Origin of the sequence: Actinomadura sp. 3N508 (genome assembly GCF_044326375.1) — a bacterium.
Lineage (GTDB): Bacteria > Actinomycetota > Actinomycetes > Streptosporangiales > Streptosporangiaceae > Spirillospora.
The window spans coordinates 1,200,472-1,217,974 of the sequence record NZ_JBIRAX010000001.1 but is presented as its reverse complement, the minus strand read 5'-3'; the positions used below and the strand labels follow the sequence as shown (position 1 = coordinate 1,217,974).

18 protein-coding genes and 1 tRNA gene are annotated in these 17,503 nt (G+C 70.2%); 17 read left to right on the top strand and 2 right to left on the bottom strand.

Annotated features, from left to right (window positions below; translation table 11 throughout):
• Positions 1-45 precede the first annotated feature (45 nt).
• Positions 46-627, top strand: a complete 582-nt coding sequence (locus ACH34S_RS05655; protein ID WP_395951276.1) for a TMEM165/GDT1 family protein — start codon at positions 46-48, stop codon at positions 625-627.
• A 13-nt stretch (positions 628-640) separates the two neighbouring features.
• Here the strand turns inward: ACH34S_RS05655 and ACH34S_RS05650 are convergent, their stop codons facing one another.
• Positions 641-1,711 (bottom strand): adenosine deaminase, encoded by a 1,071-nt coding sequence (locus tag ACH34S_RS05650; RefSeq protein WP_395951275.1) that lies wholly within the window; start codon positions 1,709-1,711, stop codon positions 641-643.
• Between the two features lie 220 nt (positions 1,712-1,931).
• Here ACH34S_RS05650 and ACH34S_RS05645 point away from each other — a divergent pair, with 220 nt between their 5' ends.
• The 3 genes from ACH34S_RS05645 (at position 1,932) to ACH34S_RS05635 (ending at position 4,397) form a co-directional block, all read left to right on the top strand.
• Complete coding sequence (locus ACH34S_RS05645; protein ID WP_395951274.1) at positions 1,932-2,933, top strand: hypothetical protein; 1,002 nt, start codon at positions 1,932-1,934, stop codon at positions 2,931-2,933.
• A gap of 207 nt (positions 2,934-3,140) precedes the next feature.
• Positions 3,141-3,650, top strand: coding sequence for a SigE family RNA polymerase sigma factor (locus tag ACH34S_RS05640; protein WP_395951273.1), 510 nt, complete (start codon positions 3,141-3,143; stop codon positions 3,648-3,650).
• A 3-nt stretch (positions 3,651-3,653) separates the two neighbouring features.
• The gene (locus tag ACH34S_RS05635) at positions 3,654-4,397 is read left to right on the top strand and encodes a hypothetical protein (protein ID WP_395951272.1); all 744 of its coding nucleotides are present in this window, start codon (positions 3,654-3,656) and stop codon (positions 4,395-4,397) included.
• Positions 4,398-4,590: 193 nt separating this feature from the next.
• On the opposite strand, the gene ACH34S_RS05630 is transcribed toward ACH34S_RS05635, so the two are convergent.
• Complete coding sequence (locus ACH34S_RS05630; RefSeq protein WP_395951271.1) at positions 4,591-5,802, bottom strand: pyridoxal phosphate-dependent aminotransferase; 1,212 nt, start codon at positions 5,800-5,802, stop codon at positions 4,591-4,593.
• A gap of 289 nt (positions 5,803-6,091) precedes the next feature.
• Here ACH34S_RS05630 and ACH34S_RS05625 point away from each other — a divergent pair.
• From ACH34S_RS05625 to ACH34S_RS05565, 13 genes are all read left to right on the top strand, one after another.
• A tRNA-Trp gene (locus ACH34S_RS05625) sits at positions 6,092-6,164 on the top strand.
• Positions 6,165-6,273: 109 nt separating this feature from the next.
• Positions 6,274-6,537: a preprotein translocase subunit SecE gene (gene secE, locus ACH34S_RS05620; protein WP_395951270.1), complete on the top strand. Its 264-nt coding sequence runs from the start codon at positions 6,274-6,276 to the stop codon at positions 6,535-6,537.
• An 81-nt stretch (positions 6,538-6,618) separates the two neighbouring features.
• Positions 6,619-7,497: a transcription termination/antitermination protein NusG gene (gene nusG, locus ACH34S_RS05615; protein ID WP_395951269.1), complete on the top strand. Its 879-nt coding sequence runs from the start codon at positions 6,619-6,621 to the stop codon at positions 7,495-7,497.
• 380 nt (positions 7,498-7,877) lie between these two features.
• Entirely contained in the window at positions 7,878-8,306 is a 429-nt protein-coding gene (gene rplK, locus ACH34S_RS05610) for a 50S ribosomal protein L11 (protein WP_138644186.1), read from the top strand.
• A gap of 60 nt (positions 8,307-8,366) precedes the next feature.
• Positions 8,367-9,083, top strand: a complete 717-nt coding sequence (gene rplA / locus ACH34S_RS05605) for a 50S ribosomal protein L1 (RefSeq protein WP_395951268.1) — start codon at positions 8,367-8,369, stop codon at positions 9,081-9,083.
• A gap of 128 nt (positions 9,084-9,211) precedes the next feature.
• Entirely contained in the window at positions 9,212-10,756 is a 1,545-nt protein-coding gene (locus ACH34S_RS05600) for a class I adenylate-forming enzyme family protein (RefSeq protein ID WP_395951267.1), read from the top strand.
• A gap of 189 nt (positions 10,757-10,945) precedes the next feature.
• Positions 10,946-11,797, top strand: a complete 852-nt coding sequence (locus tag ACH34S_RS05595; protein ID WP_395951266.1) for a hypothetical protein — start codon at positions 10,946-10,948, stop codon at positions 11,795-11,797.
• Between the two features lie 159 nt (positions 11,798-11,956).
• The gene (locus tag ACH34S_RS05590; RefSeq protein WP_395951265.1) at positions 11,957-12,844 is read left to right on the top strand and encodes an LppX_LprAFG lipoprotein; all 888 of its coding nucleotides are present in this window, start codon (positions 11,957-11,959) and stop codon (positions 12,842-12,844) included.
• Between the two features lie 362 nt (positions 12,845-13,206).
• Positions 13,207-13,800 carry a 50S ribosomal protein L10 gene (gene rplJ / locus ACH34S_RS05585; RefSeq protein WP_395951264.1) on the top strand — a complete coding sequence of 198 codons (594 nt, stop codon included), beginning with the start codon at positions 13,207-13,209 and terminating at the stop codon, positions 13,798-13,800.
• 51 nt (positions 13,801-13,851) lie between these two features.
• Positions 13,852-14,238: a 50S ribosomal protein L7/L12 gene (rplL, locus tag ACH34S_RS05580; protein WP_395951263.1), complete on the top strand. Its 387-nt coding sequence runs from the start codon at positions 13,852-13,854 to the stop codon at positions 14,236-14,238.
• Positions 14,239-14,663: 425 nt separating this feature from the next.
• Complete coding sequence (locus ACH34S_RS05575; protein WP_395951262.1) at positions 14,664-15,797, top strand: ABC transporter ATP-binding protein; 1,134 nt, start codon at positions 14,664-14,666, stop codon at positions 15,795-15,797.
• 65 nt (positions 15,798-15,862) lie between these two features.
• Positions 15,863-16,654: an MlaE family ABC transporter permease gene (locus tag ACH34S_RS05570; RefSeq protein ID WP_395951261.1), complete on the top strand. Its 792-nt coding sequence runs from the start codon at positions 15,863-15,865 to the stop codon at positions 16,652-16,654.
• Complete coding sequence (locus ACH34S_RS05565; RefSeq protein ID WP_395951260.1) at positions 16,654-17,502, top strand: MlaE family ABC transporter permease; 849 nt, start codon at positions 16,654-16,656, stop codon at positions 17,500-17,502. Before ACH34S_RS05570 ends, ACH34S_RS05565 begins: the two co-directional genes overlap by 1 nt.
• Position 17,503 lies beyond the last annotated feature (1 nt).

The following is a 17,503-nucleotide window of genomic DNA, read 5'->3' as shown; positions in this document are numbered from 1 at the left end:
CAGAAGCTCCCGCCCTCCGCTCGGCATCCGAGCGAGAGGGAACCGGTGTCCGCCTTCCTCATCAGCCTGGCCGTGATCTTCGTCGCCGAGCTCGGCGACAAGAGCCAGCTCATGGCCATGACCTTCGCCACCCGCTTCCGGGCGCTCCCGGTGCTGATCGGCATCACCGCCGCGACCGCGCTCGTCCACCTGGCGAGCGTCGCGGTCGGCGCCGCGCTGGGCGCCGCGCTCCCGACCGGCCCGATCTCGATCCTCGCCGGTCTCGCCTTCATCGGCTTCGCGCTGTGGACGCTCCGCGGCGACGAGCTGGACGACACCGAACGCGACAAGGCCCGGCTCGCCACCGGCTCGGCGATCCTGGCCGTCGGCGGGGCGTTCTTCCTGGCCGAGCTGGGCGACAAGACGATGCTGGCCACCGTCACCCTCGCCGCCGACAACGGCGGGCTCCTCGCGCTGACCGGCGTGTGGGCCGGTTCGACGATCGGCATGGTCGCCGCCGACGCGCTCGCCATCGTGGTCGGTCAGATCCTCGGCCGCAAGCTCCCCGAGCGCGTCATCAAGTACGGCGCGGCCGCCGGGTTCGCGATCTTCGGCGTCCTTCTCCTCATCGAAGGCGCAACCGCGTAGAAGCGTCGTCCGATCAGTCGTTGAGCCAGGCGTCGACGCCGGCCAGCAGCCGGCGCCGGACGTCGTCGGGCGCCGCCGAGGCCCTGATCGACTGGCGGGCCAGCTCCGCCAGCTCGGCGTCGGAGAAACCGTGCTCCGCGCGGACGAGGTCGTACTGGCGGGCCAGCCGCGACCCGAACAGCAGCGGGTCGTCGGCGCCGAGCGCGATGGGCGCGCCCGCCTCGTACAGCCGCCGCACGGGGACCTCCGACGCCGTCGCCGCCACCCCGAGGCTCACGTTCGACGCCGGGCAGACCTCCAGCGTCACGCCCCGCTCGGCGATCGCCGCGACCAGCCGCGGGTCGGCGGCCGCACGGATGCCATGGCCGATCCGGTCGGCCCGCAGCGTCTCCAGGCACTCCCGGACGCTCGCCGGCCCGAGCAGCTCGCCGCCGTGCGGGACCGACAGCAGCCCGCCGCGCTTCGCGATCCGGAACGCGCCCTCGAAGTCGTAGGCCCGGCCCCGCCGCTCGTCGTTGGACAGCCCGAACCCGACGACGCCCTCGCCGGCGTACCGGACCGCCAGCCGCGCGAGCGTCTTCGCGTCCAGCGGGTGCCGGGTCCGGTTCGCCGCGATCACCACGCCGATGCCGACGCCGGACGCCTCCGCCGCCTGCCTGGCCGCGTCCAGCACCAGCTCGACGGTCGGGGTCAGCCCGCCGAACATCGCCGCGTAGCCGCTCGGATCGACCTGGATCTCCAGCCAGCCCGAGCCTTCGGCGGCCTCGTCCTCGGCGGTCTCGCGGAGCAGGCGGCGCAGGTCGTCCGGCGTCCGCAGCACCGAGCGGGCGATGTCGTACAGGCGCTGGAACCGGAACCAGCCGCGCTCGTCGGTCGCGTGCAGCCGGGGCGGCCAGTCCTCGACGAGCGCGTCCGGCAGATGGACGCCGTGCACGCCGGCGAGCTCCACCAGCGTCGTGTGCCGCATCGAGCCCGTGAAGTGCAGGTGCAGGTGCGCTTTCGGGAGCAGGGCCACGTCCGGGCGGGGGGAGCCGCACGCGACGCGTGGGTGCTCCGAGCGGGGTGAAACGGTACGGGCCTCCATGAGCCAATGTTGCCGGATCTTCGCCTCCGCCGGACCCCGGCCCGCAAAGATCACCACACCGGACTACCTCGCATGACACGGCACGGCCATCCCGCCCATGGCATCTCCGAAAAAACTTTGGAATCACGTGCAACCCCGTCCGGGCACCGTGCGTATACGAGGGGCGCCAGAGAGAAACAAGGCACACCCCCGCATGGAAGACGGGCAGAAGGGATACACGATGATCACGCTGAAGGCCGCTCTGATCGCGGCGTCCGCCATCGGCACCGTTGCCGTGGGCGGCGGCGCGACGTGGGCGATGACCGGCGCCTCCGACCCCGCGACCACGCTGCCCGCGGGCGCCAAGGCGCCCGCGGCCGAACGCCAGGTCCAGGGCAAGGCGCCCGCCACGCCCCCGACCTGCCTGCCGGCCCAGCCGGGCCTGCCCGGCGCGAAGCTCCCGGACGGCAAGCTCCCCGACGCCGCCGCCAAGAAGGAGATCGAGAAGCACCTCAAGCAGAACCCGGCCGGCAAGAACCTGCCGCAGGGCCAGCTGCCGAAGCCCGCCGTCCCGGCCGTCCCCGGCGCGCCCGCCGCCCCCGCCGTTCCCGCCGTTCCCGGGGCGCCGAACCCGGGCGTCCCCGGGAACCTGCCGAAGGCCGACGTCCCGAAGACCGACGTCCCCGGCGTCAAGGCCCCGGACGCCAAGACGCTCCCCAAGAACCTGCCGTCGTGCGCGCCGTCCACCGGTGACCTCGGCAAGAACCTCCCGGCGCCCGCGCCGGAGAACGGCCGCGTCCCCGGCAAGCCCGGCCTGCCGTCCGTCCCCAAGCTCGACTGCAGCAAGCTGAAGCCGGCGGTGAAGGTCGGCAGCCCGGTCGAGAAGGCCGTCATGCTGACCAAGGGCCTGCGCTACACCTCGGCCGTCCCGGGCTCCGCTGAGCTGCGCAAGCACAACGTGTGCGCCGTCACGCAGAAGTGGACCGGCACCGGCGGCCAGTGGATCACCGTCGAAACGCTGAAGACCCCGGCCGGGATGACGCAGAATCAGCTCCGGCAGGCGCTGAACCTCCCGCAGGGCGGCACCCCGATCACCGTGTACGGGGCGGCCGGCTGGATGGGCCCGGGCGGCAGCGGTGTGCTGCTGTTCGACCCGAACGGCTACTCGATGTTCGTCAACGGCAGCCCGGTTCTCGCGGGCGGTCTCAAGGACGTGACCACCGCGCTGCGCCAGGCCCAGTAGAAGCCAGGCCCAGCTGAAGAAGGGACGCGGGCGGCCTGAGGGACGCAGGCCGCCCGCGTCAAGCCCGCGAAGCGTACCGGCTGCACACATCGCGCGGGGGAGCCGGTACGCGGGCGCGACAAAGAAAGACGCGGGCGGGCGGCCCGGCGCGGAGGCCGCCCGCTCTCGGTAACACGCCGAATCCGCTCTAGCCGGGACGGAGCACAGGTGGGGCGTCGAGAAGACGGATCGTTCGTGGAGTTCGTGACGGAACGCGGCGATGCCCTGCTGCGCACCGCGGCACTGATGTGCGGGGCCAGGCAGGACGCCGAGGACATCCTGCAGACCGCGCTGGAGAAGGCCTACCGGCACTGGGGCCGGCTGGAGGCGGGCAGCGATCCGGAACCCTACGTCCGCCGGATCCTGGTCAACCTCGTGATCAGCCGGTCCCGCCGCTGGAAGGTGCTACGGGAGATCCACATGGCGAGGCTTCCGGAGACGCCGGCCGTCTCGCCGAACCACGCCGTCGAGCTGAGGGGGACGCTCATGGACGAGCTGCGCAAGCTCGGGCCACGGCAGCGAGCCGTCCTGGTCCTGCGTTTCTGGGAGGACCTGTCGGAGGCGGAGACGGCGCAGGCGCTCGGCTGTTCGGTCGGAACGGTCAAGAGCCAGGCGTCCCGGGGGCTGGCCAGGCTCCGGGAACGCCTCGACAAGAACCTGGCGCCACTGGGGAGATGAGCGATGGATCTGGAGAACGAACTGCGGAAGGCCATGGCCGAGCAGGTGGCCGGCGCGTCCGCGTCGCCGTCGCTCGTCGCGGACGTCAGGCGCCGCCACCGGCGCCGGAAGACCCGGATCCACGCGGCCGCCGGAGCGGTCGCCGCGTCGGTCGCCGCGCTCGCCCTGGTGCCCACCTATCAGTCGTTCCGGGCCACACCTGCCGGAAACTCCGAGACGACACGTCCGACGAGCAGTGTCTCGGCGTTCCAGCAGCCGGAACGGCCGCCCGCCCCGGGCCAGTCCCGGCCCCCGTCAGCAAAGGAACGGCCCGGGGCGGGTCCGACCAGGCATCCGGAGGGTCACCCTCCCGGCGTCCCCGGCGGGCCGCGCAAGCCCGGCATCGGCGGGCTGCCCGCCGTGCCGAGCTGGGTCACCTACCTCCCGGACGGCCTCACCGCCGCCGCGCCGTGCGCCACGACGGGCACCGCCAAGCGCAAGACGACGACCTGCAAATGGCACGGGGACGCCGGCTGGGTGGAGATCGTCCTGGTGAAGGGCGCGCTCGCCGGGCCGCAGGAGCTCATGAAGTCGACGGGTCTCCCCGGCCGCACCTCGGTGCGCGGGACGCCCGCGCTCACCGGCGACCTCCCCGGCTCCGGACGCCAGATCTCCTGGCTGGCCGGGCCGAACCTCGGCGTGACAGTGTCCGCCGCCGGACCGGTCAGCGGCCAGCTCATGCGCATCGCCGAAGGCGTCCGCCCATGAACCTGAAAAGCCGTACGACGGCCAGATGACCCCGCTCCGGCGGGACGTTCCGAAGCGGAGAGGGGCCGCTCGGAACGTCCCGCCGGACATCCGGGAACGGGATCAGGAGGCGGGCCCGTTCCACACGAGACCGGCCCCGGGCAAATTGTGTGCGCCCGGGGCCGGCTCGTGAGAAGAGGTCGGTGAGGGCGGGTCAGCCCGCTTCGGAGAGCAGCTTCGCGACCCGCGAGACGCCCTCGACGAGGTCGTCGTCGCCGAGCGCGTACGACAGGCGGAAGTACCCCGGCGTGCCGAACGCCTCGCCCGGCACCAGCGCGACCTCCGCCTCCTCCAGGATCAGCGACGCCAGCTCCACCGACGTCTCCGGACGCTTCCCGCGGATCTCCCTGCCCAGCAGCTCCTTGACCGACGGGTAGGCGTAGAACGCGCCCTCCGGCTCGGGGCACACCATGCCCGGGATGTCGTTCAGCATCTTCACGATCGTCTTGCGGCGCCGGTCGAAAGCCTTGCGCATCTCCGCCACCGCCGACAGGTCGCCGGTCACCGCGGCGAGCGCCGCCGCCTGCGACACGTTCGCCACGTTGGACGTCGCGTGCGACTGGAGGTTCTGCGCGGCCTTCACCACGTCCGCGGGGCCGACCATCCAGCCGACCCGCCAGCCCGTCATCGCGTACGTCTTCGCGACGCCGTTCAGCACGAGCGTCCGGTCGGCCAGCTCCGGCACCACCACGGGGATGGAGTGGAACTCGGCGTCGCCGTACACGAGGTGCTCGTAGATCTCGTCCGTGATGACCCACAGGCCGTGCCCGTCGGCCCAGCGGCCGATCGCCTCGACCTCGTCGCGCGAGTACACCGCGCCGGTCGGGTTGGACGGCGACACGAACAGCAGCACCTTCGTCCGGTCGGTGCGGGCCGCCTCCAGCTGCTCGACGCTCACCTTGTAACCGGTGGTCTCGTCGGCGACGACGTCCACGGGCACCCCGCCCGCCAGCTTGATCGACTCGGGGTAGGTCGTCCAGTACGGCGTCGGGACGAGCACCTCGTCGCCCGGGTCGAGCAGCGCCGCGAACGCCTCGTACACCGCCTGCTTGCCGCCGTTGGTGATCAGGACCTGGGAGGCGTCCACCCGGAATCCGGAGTCGCGCTCGGTCTTCTCGGCGACGGCGGCGCGCAGCTCGGGCAGCCCGCCCGCCGGCGTGTACTTGTGGAAGCGGGGCACCCTGCACGCGGTGACCGCCGCCTCGACGATGTAGCCGGGAGTCGGAAAGTCGGGCTCGCCCGCGCCGAACCCGATGACCGGGCGGCCCGCCGCCTTCAGCGCCTTGGCCTTGGCGTCGACGGCCAGCGTGGCGGATTCGGATATCGCGGCGATGCGCTTGGAGATGCGAGGACGGTCGATGCTCATGCCCCTATCGTTACAGACGCCGTCCGGGCACCCGAGCCATATATCGCCGCCGGTGGGACGGCACGCTCCGCCGCACGTCCCGCCGTGCGCCGGCGGCGCCGCGCGCCCGCGCGCGGATCTCCGGCGCATCCGGTTCGACGCGGGCGCCTTGTGCCCGTAGACTCACCGTCCTAGTGACGCGTCCCCGCCATATGAGCCTGTCCGCACACCGATGCCGGACGAGGTCGTAAGCTGGGACGCGGCACCACCCGGCCCAATGGCCGGGGTTCTCCTCACCAGGAGAAACTGAAGGGCAGTGGCTCAATTGGCAGAGCTCCGGTCTCCAAAACCGGCGGTTGGGGGTTCGAGTCCCTCCTGCCCTGCGAGGTGCGGTGCGCGCACCCGTGCCCGCTACCCGTGGCACCCCACGGCGCGGGACCGCGCGGCAACCACATGGTGGTTGGATCACGACCGATGAGGTGAACGGCGGCAATGGCTACCGAGACTGACGAGCGCGACGAGCCCGAGGCCAAGGACGAAGGCAAGGGCAAAAAGGAGAGGTCTTCCTCCAGGCGGACGTCTCCGGCGCTTTTCGTGCGCCAGATCGTCGCCGAGCTGCGCAAGGTCATCTGGCCGACGCGGCGGGAGCTGGTCACCTATACGACGGTGTCCCTCGTCTTCGTGCTGATCATGGTCGCGTTCGTTTCCGCCGTGGACTACGGGCTGCAGGAGGGCGTCTACGCCGTCTTCGGCTAGCCGCCGCGGCCCGAGTCGTCACCCGGCGACCGCCCGCACCATCGCAAGTTCATCACCGAAGCACCGAGAGAAAGAGTCACCGTGTCCGAGCCCTCACAGCCCTACGACGAGGCCGTTGACGAGGCCCAGTCCGCTGCGGCTGCTGCGGCGGACCAGGCGGCGCAGCCCGCAGAAGAGACGGCCGAAGCGGTCGTCTCCGCCGGCGACGCCGAACCCGCGGACACGAAGCTCGAGGGCGAGGGCGCCGAGGAGCCGGGCGACGCCGAAGAGGCCGGCGATCTCGCCGCCGCCGTCACGGGCGAGGAGGACGCCGACGAGAAGGCGGACGAAGCCGACGCGGAGCCCGAGGCTCCCGCCGAGCCGCCCGTCGACCCGTACGCCGACTTCAAGCTGCAGCTCCGCCTCCAGCCGGGCGACTGGTACGTCGTGCACTCCTACGCGGGGTACGAGAACCGGGTCAAGACCAACATCGAGACCCGCACCCAGACCCTCAACATGGAGGACTACATCTTCCAGATCGAGGTCCCGCAGCACGAGGTCACCGAGATCAAGGGCGGCAAGCGCCAGAAGGTCAACGAGAAGGTCCTGCCGGGCTACATCCTGGTCCGCATGGAGCTCACCGACGAGTCGTGGGCCGCGGTCCGCAACACGCCTGGTGTGACCGGGTTCGTCGGGCTGCTGAACAAGCCGTCCCCGCTGAGCCTGGACGAGGTCGCCAACCTGCTGGCCCCCGAGCCGGAGGAGGGCACCGCGCCCGCCAAGGAGGCCGCGAAGGCCGCCGCCGCGACCGTCGACTACGAGGTCGGCGAGTCCGTCACCGTCATGGACGGCCCGTTCGCCACCCTCCCCGCCACCGTCAACGAGATCAACGCCGAGCAGCAGAAGCTCAAGGTCCTGGTTTCGATCTTCGGCCGCGAAACGCCGGTCGAGCTCAGCTTCAACCAGGTCTCCAAGATCTGAGGGCCGACCGGCCCACGTCCGGGCCGTCCCCGCCAACGCGGAGACGGCCCGTTCGCTTGTCCGAGGTTCTCGCGTCCGAGGTTTCGCTCGGCCAGGCCAGCACGGCGGACGACTCACTTCGCCAAGGCCGTATCCTGGACGGGTTGTCTCCGTTCACGCGGGGACATAGCTCATGGTTCGCGGCCGTCGATAGCGATGTTCCCCGCACATGCGGGGATGGTCCGGTCCAGCTCCAAGCCGGACAGGCGACGCCAGCGATGCTCCCCGTGCATACGGGGTTGTGAGTTTCAGATGGTCCCCACACGGCGGGTCAGTCCCGCCGCCGTGTTGCCCGCGAACCGGGAGTCGGGATCAAAGCCAATTGGGACCAAGGGGTTCACGTGCCTCCGAAGAAAAAGATTGCCGCGCTCGTCAAAGTGCAGTTGCAGGCTGGGCAGGCCACGCCGGCGCCGCCGGTCGGTACCGCGCTCGGTCCGCACGGCGTCAACATCATGGACTTCTGCAAGCAGTACAACGCTGCTACGGACTCCCAGCGCGGCAACGTCATCCCCGTAGAGATCACCATCTACGAGGACCGCTCGTTCACCTTCGTCACCAAGACCCCGCCGGCCGCGCAGCTCATCCTGAAGGCCGCGGGCGTCGAGAAGGGCAGCGGCGAGCCGCACAAGACCAAGGTCGGCTCCGTCACCCGCGACCAGGTCCGCGAGATCGCCACGACCAAGATGCCCGACCTCAACGCCAAGGACCTCGACGCCGCCGAGAAGATCGTCGCCGGCACCGCGCGGTCGATGGGCATCGAGGTCAAGTAAGTCACCCCAGTGGCAGGGCCGGCGCTGGCCCGTACCACGAGTTCCAGTGGAGGAACGCACATGAAGCGCAGCAAGGGCTACCGCCAGGCGGCCGAGAAGATCGACCGGGAGCGGCTGTACAGCCCGGCGGAGGCCGTGAAGCTGGCCAAGGAGACGTCGGTCGTCAAGTTCGACCCGACCGTCGAGGTCGCGCTGCGGCTCGGCGTCGACCCGCGCAAGGCCGACCAGATGGTGCGCGGCACCGTGAACCTGCCGCACGGCACCGGTAAGACCGCCCGCGTGCTGGTGTTCGCGGTCGGCGCGAAGGCGCAGGAGGCGGAGTCCGCGGGCGCCGACCTGGTGGGTTCGGACGACCTGATCGAGCGGATCCAGGGCGGCTTCCTGGACTTCGACGCGGTCGTGGCGACGCCCGACCAGATGGGCAAGGTCGGCCGCCTCGGCCGGGTGCTCGGCCCGCGCGGCCTGATGCCGAACCCGAAGACGGGCACGGTCACCATGGACGTGGCGAAGGCCGTCACCGACATCAAGGGCGGCAAGATCGAGTTCCGGGTCGACCGGCACGCGAACCTGCACTTCATCATCGGCAGGGCGTCCTTCGACGAGCGCCAGCTGGTGGAGAACTACGCCGCCGCCGTCGACGAGATCCAGCGGCTCAAGCCGTCCGCGGCCAAGGGCCGGTACGTCAAGAAGGCGGTCCTGACCACCTCGATGGGTCCGAGCATCCCGGTGGACCCGAACGCGATCCGCAACCTGACCGCGGAGCTCGAAGAGGTCTGACCGAGGCCGAGCGTCATCGAGCAGGGCGTCCCCGCTTTCCGCGGGGGCGCCCTGCCGCTTTGTGCGACCTCCTGTGCCGACCGGCCGTTTGGTAGATTCGGCGGCGCGGCGAGCGAGGGGAGCGATCGATGGACGGAACGCGGCGAACGCGGCTCTACGACGTGCTCGACGCCGCCGCACGGAACGCTCCCGACGCCCCGGCGCTGTCCATGGACGGCACCACATGGACGTTCCGCGAGCTCCGCCGCCGCACGGACGCGCTCAGCGCCCACCTCGCCGCCCGCTGCTCGGCCGGGGCGCGGGTGGCGCTGCTGGCGCACAACCGCCCGGAGTACGTGGCCGCCTACTACGGGGTGCCGCGGGACGGCCGGATTCTCGTCCCGCTCAACCAGCGGCTGCATCCGCGCGAATGGGCCGACCAGATCGTCCGGAGCGGCGCGGAACTCGTCATCGGCGAATCCGACCTGCTCGACCGCCTCGCCGCCGAGGGCGAGTTCCCCGGCGGGCGTCCTCCCGTGGTCGCCGTCGATGAAATCCCCTGGGACGCTCCCGCCGCCTCCCACCGCGAGACCGCGACAGGCTCGGACTCCGACGTCGCCTGGCTGATGTTCACCAGCGGGACGACCGGCCGTCCCAAGGGGGTGCGGCTCACGCACAAGAGCCTGCTGGCGGGCATCGAGGTGTCGGCGTCGGGCAGGCCCGTGCGGCCCGGCGACGTGTTCCTCACCCCGTTCCCGCTCTGCCATGTCGCCGGCTACCAGGTCATGCTGCACCACCTGTTCCGGCGGCATGCCGTCGTGCTGCGCCGGTTCACCCCGGCCGCCCTCGTGGAGGCGGCGCGGCGGCACGTGGTGACGAGCCTGTCCCTCGCCCCGACGATGCTGGAAGACCTGCTCGCGCACGTGGAGGCCGACCCGGCGGCACGCGACGTCCTGCGAACCAGCCTGCGAGTGATCTCCTACGGGTCGGCGCCGATGCCGGTCCCGCTCCTTCGCCGCGCCGTCGACGTGCTGGGCTGCGATCTCAACCAGGGGTTCGGCATGACCGAGCTGTCCGGCAACGCCACGTTCCTCTCGCCCGCCGACCACCGCACCGCCATCGCGTCCAGGCCGGAGCTGGCGGCGTCCGCGGGACGGCCCGGCGACGGCGTGGAGATCGCGGTGATCGGCGCGGACGGGACGGCGCCCCTCCCGCCCGGGACGCTGGGCGAGGTCGTCGTCCGGGGCGCGCAGGTCACGACCGGCTACTGGGACGATCCAGACGCGACCGCGGAGGCGTTCGCCGGCGGCTGGTTCCGCACCGGCGACGTCGGCCGCATCGACGCGGACGGCTATCTCTACCTGGTCGACCGCCTCAAGGACGTGATCATCACGGGGGGCGAGAACGTGTCGTCGCGCGAGGTCGAGGACGTGCTGCGCACGGTCCCCGGCGTCGGCGACGTCGCCGTGGTCGGGCTGCCCGATCCGCGCTGGGGCCAGTCGGTGTGCGCGGTGATCGTGCCCGACGGCGTCCAGCCGGACGGCGCCGAGCTGATCGGCGCGTGCCGGGCCAGGCTCGCCGGGTTCAAGGCGCCGCGCCGCATCGAGTTCGCCGACGCGCTGCCGCGCACCGGCACCGGCAAGATCCGCAAGTCCGCCCTCCGCGCCCGCCTGAGCGAAGGCCGTCCCACCTGAGCGAACGCCCCCGGAACGCCCGGGAACGCCGCCCGGGCGCCGATCCGGCACTGGCCATTCGGCTCCCATGGGGCTACGCCGAGGGTCGTACCGCCGTCGCGGGCATTCGTACCACCGGGGGATGTAGTGCCGTTACCGCCTCGGGAGACTGGGAACACCAGCAGGGCGATCAAGGGAGGCTCAACCCTCATGAACCGACGACTCATGGTGGCGGCCGGTGGCACCGCCGTGGGTGCCGCGCTCTTCCTGTCCGGATGCGGCGGGGACGGGACGACGAGCACCGAGAACATGAAACTCAGCGCCGGTCAGGCGTTGCTGAAGGCGTCCCAGAAGACCGGTCAGACCGACACGTTCAAGGCCGACCTGACGGTGACGGGCACCGGCGAGCACGGCGGCAAGGTCCATGCCAACGGCCAGTTCCAGCTGCGCCCGAAGCTGAAGTTCAGCGCGAAGCTCGACGAGTTCAGCAGCAACGGGCGGACCGTCCCGGGCGCCAAGGGCCAGGCGCTGTTCACCGACAACGTCCTGTACGCGAAGGTCCCGCAGCTCGCCCAGTTCGTCAGCGGCGGCAAGCCGTGGCTGAAGATCGACGTCAACCAGATGGCGCAGCGGACCGGGTTCGACGTCCAGAGCCTGCTCCAGCAGGTCCAGCAGGTCGACCCGGCCGAGCAGACGAAGATGTTCACCGGTTCCAAGGACGCCCGCCGGGTCGGCACCGAGACGGTCGACGGCGTCAAGACGACGCACTACACCGGGACGGTGACCGTCCAGGACGCGCTGAACCAGCTCGACGCCCAGTCCCGCGAGAAGGTGAGCAGGTGGCTGCCGAAGGACCGCGCGAACAGCAAGATCAACTTTGATCTGTGGACGGACGGCGACAACCTGCCCCGCAAGCTCGTCTCCACGGCGACCGGCCCGCAGGGCGAGAAGGGCACCGTGACCGTCCTCTACAGCGACTACGGCGACTCGTTCAGCGTGAACGCGCCGCCGTCCGACCAGGTGGGGCAGCTGTCGCTCGGCGGGATGTTCGGCGGCAACTGAGCACTCGTCACGCCCGCCATTTTCGGACTTATGTGAACCTGCGGGGTCTCCTCAGCGTCTGATCCAGCATTCGGCTCTGACGGCAAATGGTTCGCCCACAGCGGCCCTGAGCTGGCAAGATCGGACCCGTTTGCAGAACAGACCAAGGAGACCCCCCACATGATCCGTCGTTTCGCCGCGGGCACTGCGCTGGCGACCGGCCTCGTCCTCTCGCTGACCGGCTGTCTCGGGGACGCCGGCAACAAGGTGGACCAGGCCGGCAAGAACCTGAAGCTGTCGGCCGCGCAGGTGCTGGGCAAGGCAGCGGAGAAGACCGGCAGCGTCGACTCGTTCAAGGCCGACCTGTCGATGCAGATGACCGGCGGCAGCGACGGCAACGTCAACGCGACCGGCCGGATGCAGTACCGGACGAAGCCCGACCTGGCCTACAGCATGAGCTTCGACCAGATGTCGGTGGGCAGCCAGTCCATGGGCGGCATGGAGTACCTGCTGGTCGACCGGACCATGTACATGAAGATCCCGATGCTGTCGCAGCTCGGCGGCGGGTCCGCGGGCAAGCCGTGGCTGAAGATCTCGCTGGACGAGCTGGGCCGCAAGTCCGGGATGAACATCGAGCAGCTGCTCCAGCAGTCGCAGCAGATGGACCCCGTCCAGAACACGAAGATGCTCACGGCGTCCAAGGACGTGCGCGAGGTCGGCAAGGAGACGGTGAACGGCGTCGAGACGACGCACTACACCGGCACCTACCGGCTGGAGGACGCGCTCGCCAAGCTGCCCGCCGACTCGCGGGAGATGGTCCGCAAGAGCTACGCGGAAAGCGGCATGCAGAACATGACCTTCGACCTGTGGGTGGACGGCGAGCAGCTTCCGCGCAAGATGGCGATGAAGTCGGCGCAGACGGCCGCCGGTGTCATGAACATGACGATGACGTACCACGACTACGGCAAGCCGGTGCAGATCACCGCGCCGCCGGAGAGCGAGACCACCGACTTCAGCAAGATGCTGGAGGGCCTCGGCGGCGGCGGTACCGGCCTCCCCGGCACCTGATCCTCGCCAGCGATTCCCGAACGACGGAAGGGCCGCGCCGGAACACCACCGGCGCGGCCCTCACCGCGCGGCCTTCGCCGCGCCTGGCCTGGGGACCCGCGGATTTGGTTTAGTTGTAGTCCATACGTATGCTGTTCTCTGCCGAAGACCGCCGGTCGTCACTTCGCAAGAGGTGGCCGAAGGACCCGAACTCGTTCGGGCGGCCTGCGCAGGTGAGACGAGAGCTTCCGCATGGCCTCCCGTGCCGTGCCTGGACGCCCCGCGCGCCTGCGCCGGGGCGTTTTTTGGTCGATCCGAACCTTCCCGGACGTTGCCGGGACCGGCGAGGGTCGTGACCACCCAGGTAATCGGAAGGAGGCCGCATGGCCAAGGCCGATAAGGACGCGGCGATCGCCGAGCTCAAGAACGAGTTCGAGAGCTCCAACGGCGCCGTGCTGACCGAGTACCGCGGGCTTACCGTCGCGCAGGTGCAGGAGCTGCGCGGCAACCTCGGCGAGACCGCACGGTTTCGCGTGGTGAAGAACACGCTGACCAAGCGCGCGGCGAACGAGGCCGGTGTCGACGAGCAGTTCCGTGAGCTGCTCGAAGGCCCGTCGGCCATCGCGTTCGTCCACGGCGACGTGGTCGAGGCCGCCAAGGGCCTGCGCGACTTCGCCAAGGCCAACCCGATGCTGGTGATCAAGGGCGGTTTCATCGACGGTCAGTCGATGGACGCCAAGGAGATCACCAAGCTGGCGGACCTGGAGTCTCGCGAGGTGCTCCTCGCGAAGCTCGCCGGTGCGATGAAGGGCTCCATGGCGAACGCGGCCGCGCTCTTCAACGCCCTGCCGACGCAGGCGGCCCAGCTCGCCGAGGCGCTGCGCGTCAAGCGCGCGGAGGCCGGCGAGACCGTCGAGGCCCCGGCCGCCGACGCGCCCGCCGACGAGGCTCCGGCCGCCGAGGCGTCCGCCGAATAGGCACCCGCGGTTCGTAATCCCCAGTTCTCAAGCCATAGCGGAGGAAAGATCATGGCGAAGCTCAGCACCGACGACCTGCTCGATGCGTTCAAGGAGATGACCCTTCTCGAGCTCTCGGACTTCGTGAAGCAGTTCGAGGAGGTCTTCGACGTCAAGGCCGCCGCCCCGGTCGCGGCCGTGGCCGCGGCGCCGGGCGCCGCCGCCCCGGCCGAGGAGGCCGCTGCCCAGGACGAGTTCGACGTCATCCTGGAGGGCGCGGGCGACAAGAAGATCCAGGTCATCAAGGAGGTCCGCGCGCTCACGAGCCTCGGCCTCAAGGAGGCCAAGGATCTGGTCGACGGCGCGCCGAAGCCGCTGCTGGAGAAGGTCAACAAGGAGGCCGCCGACAAGGCCAAGGAGGCCCTGGAGAAGGCCGGCGCGACGGTCACCGTCAAGTAAGGCGCTCCAAGCCACCCGCTTCACAGGGAGGCGGTCGTCCCACCACCGCGTGGGTACGGCCGCCTCTTTTGCGTGGCCGGGGGGCGTCTTTGCGTGGCCGGGAAGGCGTCGCGTACCGTCCGGTTTCCGGTGTTCGTGGCCACACCTGGCCGTCCAGGTCTTGGACCGCTAGTCTCATAGGGCTCTAAGTAACGATTGTCTTACGACGTCGCATTTAGCCGCTGATCTGGGCTGGAACCCCTTCCATTTGGCCGGGGTGCCGCTACGGTAGGGGAACCCTCCCGGCTACCGAACGGTAGCAATGTGGTGGCCACAGAGTGTGACGACAGGACGTGCGACTGACAGACAGAGCGTGACAGACAGAGCCTCTGTGCTACTCGCTCATTGGTTCGGGATTTCCCCCCGGCCTGGACGAAAGGTGACGAGTGGGCGTCGAGATCAGAGTCGAGGGCCTGACCAAGTCCTTCGGCCGCCAGGTGATCTGGCAGGACGTGTCGCTGACGATCCCCGCCGGCGAGATCTCCGTGCTGCTGGGGCCGTCCGGCACCGGCAAGTCGGTCTTCCTCAAGTCGCTCGTCGGGCTGCTCAAGCCCGACCGCGGCCACATCTGGATCGGTGACCGGGACCTGCCCCGCCTGCCCGAGGCCAAGCTCTACGAGACGCGGAAGCTGTTCGGCGTCCTGTTCCAGGACGGCGCCCTGTTCGGCTCCATGAACCTCTTCGACAACATCGCCTTCCCGCTGCGCGAGCACACCAGGAAGCGCGAGTCGGAGATCAAGAACATCGTCCTCGAGAAGATGGACATGGTCGGCCTGCTCGGCGCCGAGCACAAGCTGCCCGGCGAGATCTCCGGCGGGATGAAGAAGCGCGCCGGGCTGGCCCGCGCGCTGGTGCTGGACCCCGAGATCCTGCTGGTGGACGAGCCCGACTCCGGCCTCGACCCCGTCCGCACCGCGTTCCTGAACCAGGTCTTCATCGACCTCAACGCGCAGATCGGCGCGACGTTCCTCATCGTCACCCACGACATCAACACGGCCCGGACGCTGCCCGACAACATCGGCCTGCTGTACCAGCGCCACCTCGCGATGTTCGGCCCGCGGGAGATGCTGCTGACCAGCGAGGAGCCGGTCGTCCGGCAGTTCCTCAACGCCAGCAAGGTCGGCCCGATCGGCATGTCCGAGGAGAAGGACGAGTCCGAGCTGGAGGCCGAGGCGAAGCTCGGCCACGACCCCGGCAAGCTGCCGCCGATCCCGCCGCAGCAGATGCCGAGCAACGGGATGCTCCGCGCCGGGATGCACGCGCCCGGCGCCTGGTGCGCGGCGCACGGCGTCGTCCCGCCGCCCGGCTCGTTCGTCGACGACCTCGGCCGCAACTGGGTGGACGAGTGGCCGCGGTACGTGGCGTCCATGACCCCGGTCGGCGCCTCCGGCATGGCCGGCGGCCCGGCCGGTACCGGCGGTTCCGGTGGTTCCGGTGCGCCCAGATTGCCGGGCGGTCCCGGCGGGCGGTTCCCGGGCAGCCCGCCGCCAGGCGGCCAGGGATCGGGTGCTGGGTACTGATGACCAATCCCGATACCGGTATCGGCGCGAGCCGGCGGAGGGGTGGGAAGGGCGGCGGCTCTTCCATGACGTTCCGCAAGATCGGCGACGGCGCTGCCAACGTCCTGGTCAAGGAGCCCGGACGGTTCTTCGCCCTGTGCCTGGACACGGGCCGCGCGATGTTCAAGATGCCGTTCCAGTGGCGCGAGTTCATCCAGCAGGCGTGGTTCATCGTCAGCGTCACCGTCGTCCCGACGATGCTGGTCGCGATCCCGTTCGGCGGCATCCTGTCGCTGCAGGTCGGCGGGCTGATCCGGCAGTTCGGCGCGCAGTCGTTCACCGGTGCGACGGCCGTGGCGGCGATCGTCCGGGAGGCGAGCCCGCTGGTCACCTCGCTGCTGGTGGCGGGCGCCGCCGGGTCGGCGATCTGCGCCGACATCGGCTCCCGGAAGATCCGCGAGGAGATCGACGCCATGGAGGTGCTGGGCATCAACCCCCTGCACCGCCTGGTCGTCCCGCGGATGCTCGCGTGCGCGTTCGTCGCGCTGTTCCTGAACGGCCTGGTCTCGGTGGTCGGCCTGATGGGCGGCTACTTCTTCAACGTCATGCTGCAGGGCGGCACCCCGGGCGCGTACCTGGCGTCGTTCAACGCGATCGCGCAGCTCCCCGACCTGCTCCAGGCCGAGGTCAAGGCGTTCGTGTTCGGCATCACCGCCGGGCTCGTCGCCGCCTACAAGGGCCTGAACGCCAAGGGCGGCCCGAAGGGCGTCGGCGACGCGGTCAACCAAACCGTCGTGATCACGTTCATGCTGCTCTTCGTGGAGAACTTCCTGATCTCCAGCCTGTACTTCCAGCTCGTCCCGTCGAAGGGCATGTGATGGCGGCGCCTGGAAAGACGGGGAAGGCGGTCACCCGGGCGGTGAACGCCCCACTGCAGCGGCTCGACGACTTCGGTCACCAGATCTCGTTCTACGTCCGCGCGTTCGCGTGGACGTTCCGGGTGCTGCGCCGCTACCGCGCCGAGGTGCTGCGGCTGCTGGCCGAGGTCAGCCTCGGCACCGGCGGCCTCGCGGTGATCGGCGGCTCGGTGGTGATCGTCGGCTTCATGACGTTCTTCACCGGCAGCCAGGTCGGGCTGCAGGGCTACGAGTCGCTGAACCAGATCGGCACGGCCGCGTTCACCGGGTTCGTCGCGTCGTACTTCAACACCCGCGAGATCGCGCCGCTGGTGTCGGCGCTGGCGCTGTCGGCGACGGTCGGCTGCGGGTTCACCGCGCAGCTCGGCGCGATGCGGATCTCCGACGAGATCGACGCGCTGGAGGTCATGGCCGTCCCGTCGATGCCGTTCCTGGTCACGACGCGGATGCTGGCCGGGATGATCGCGGTCGTCCCGCTCTACATCGTGGGGCTGCTCGCGTCCTACGGCGCGACGCGGGTGATCGTGACCGTGTTCTACGGGCAGTCGACGGGCACCTACGATCACTATTTCCATCTATTCCTACCGCCTGATGACATTCTCTGGTCATTCGGAAAAGTGATCGTCTTCTCGGTGCTGGTGATGCTGATCCACTGCTATTACGGCTACCACGCGAGCGGCGGCCCGGCGGGCGTCGGCGTCGCGGTGGGCCGCGCCGTCCGCACCAGCATCGTGGTGATCAACGTGGCCGACCTGCTGCTCGGCATGGCGATCTGGGGCACCAGCACCGGCGTACGGATCGGCGGGTGAC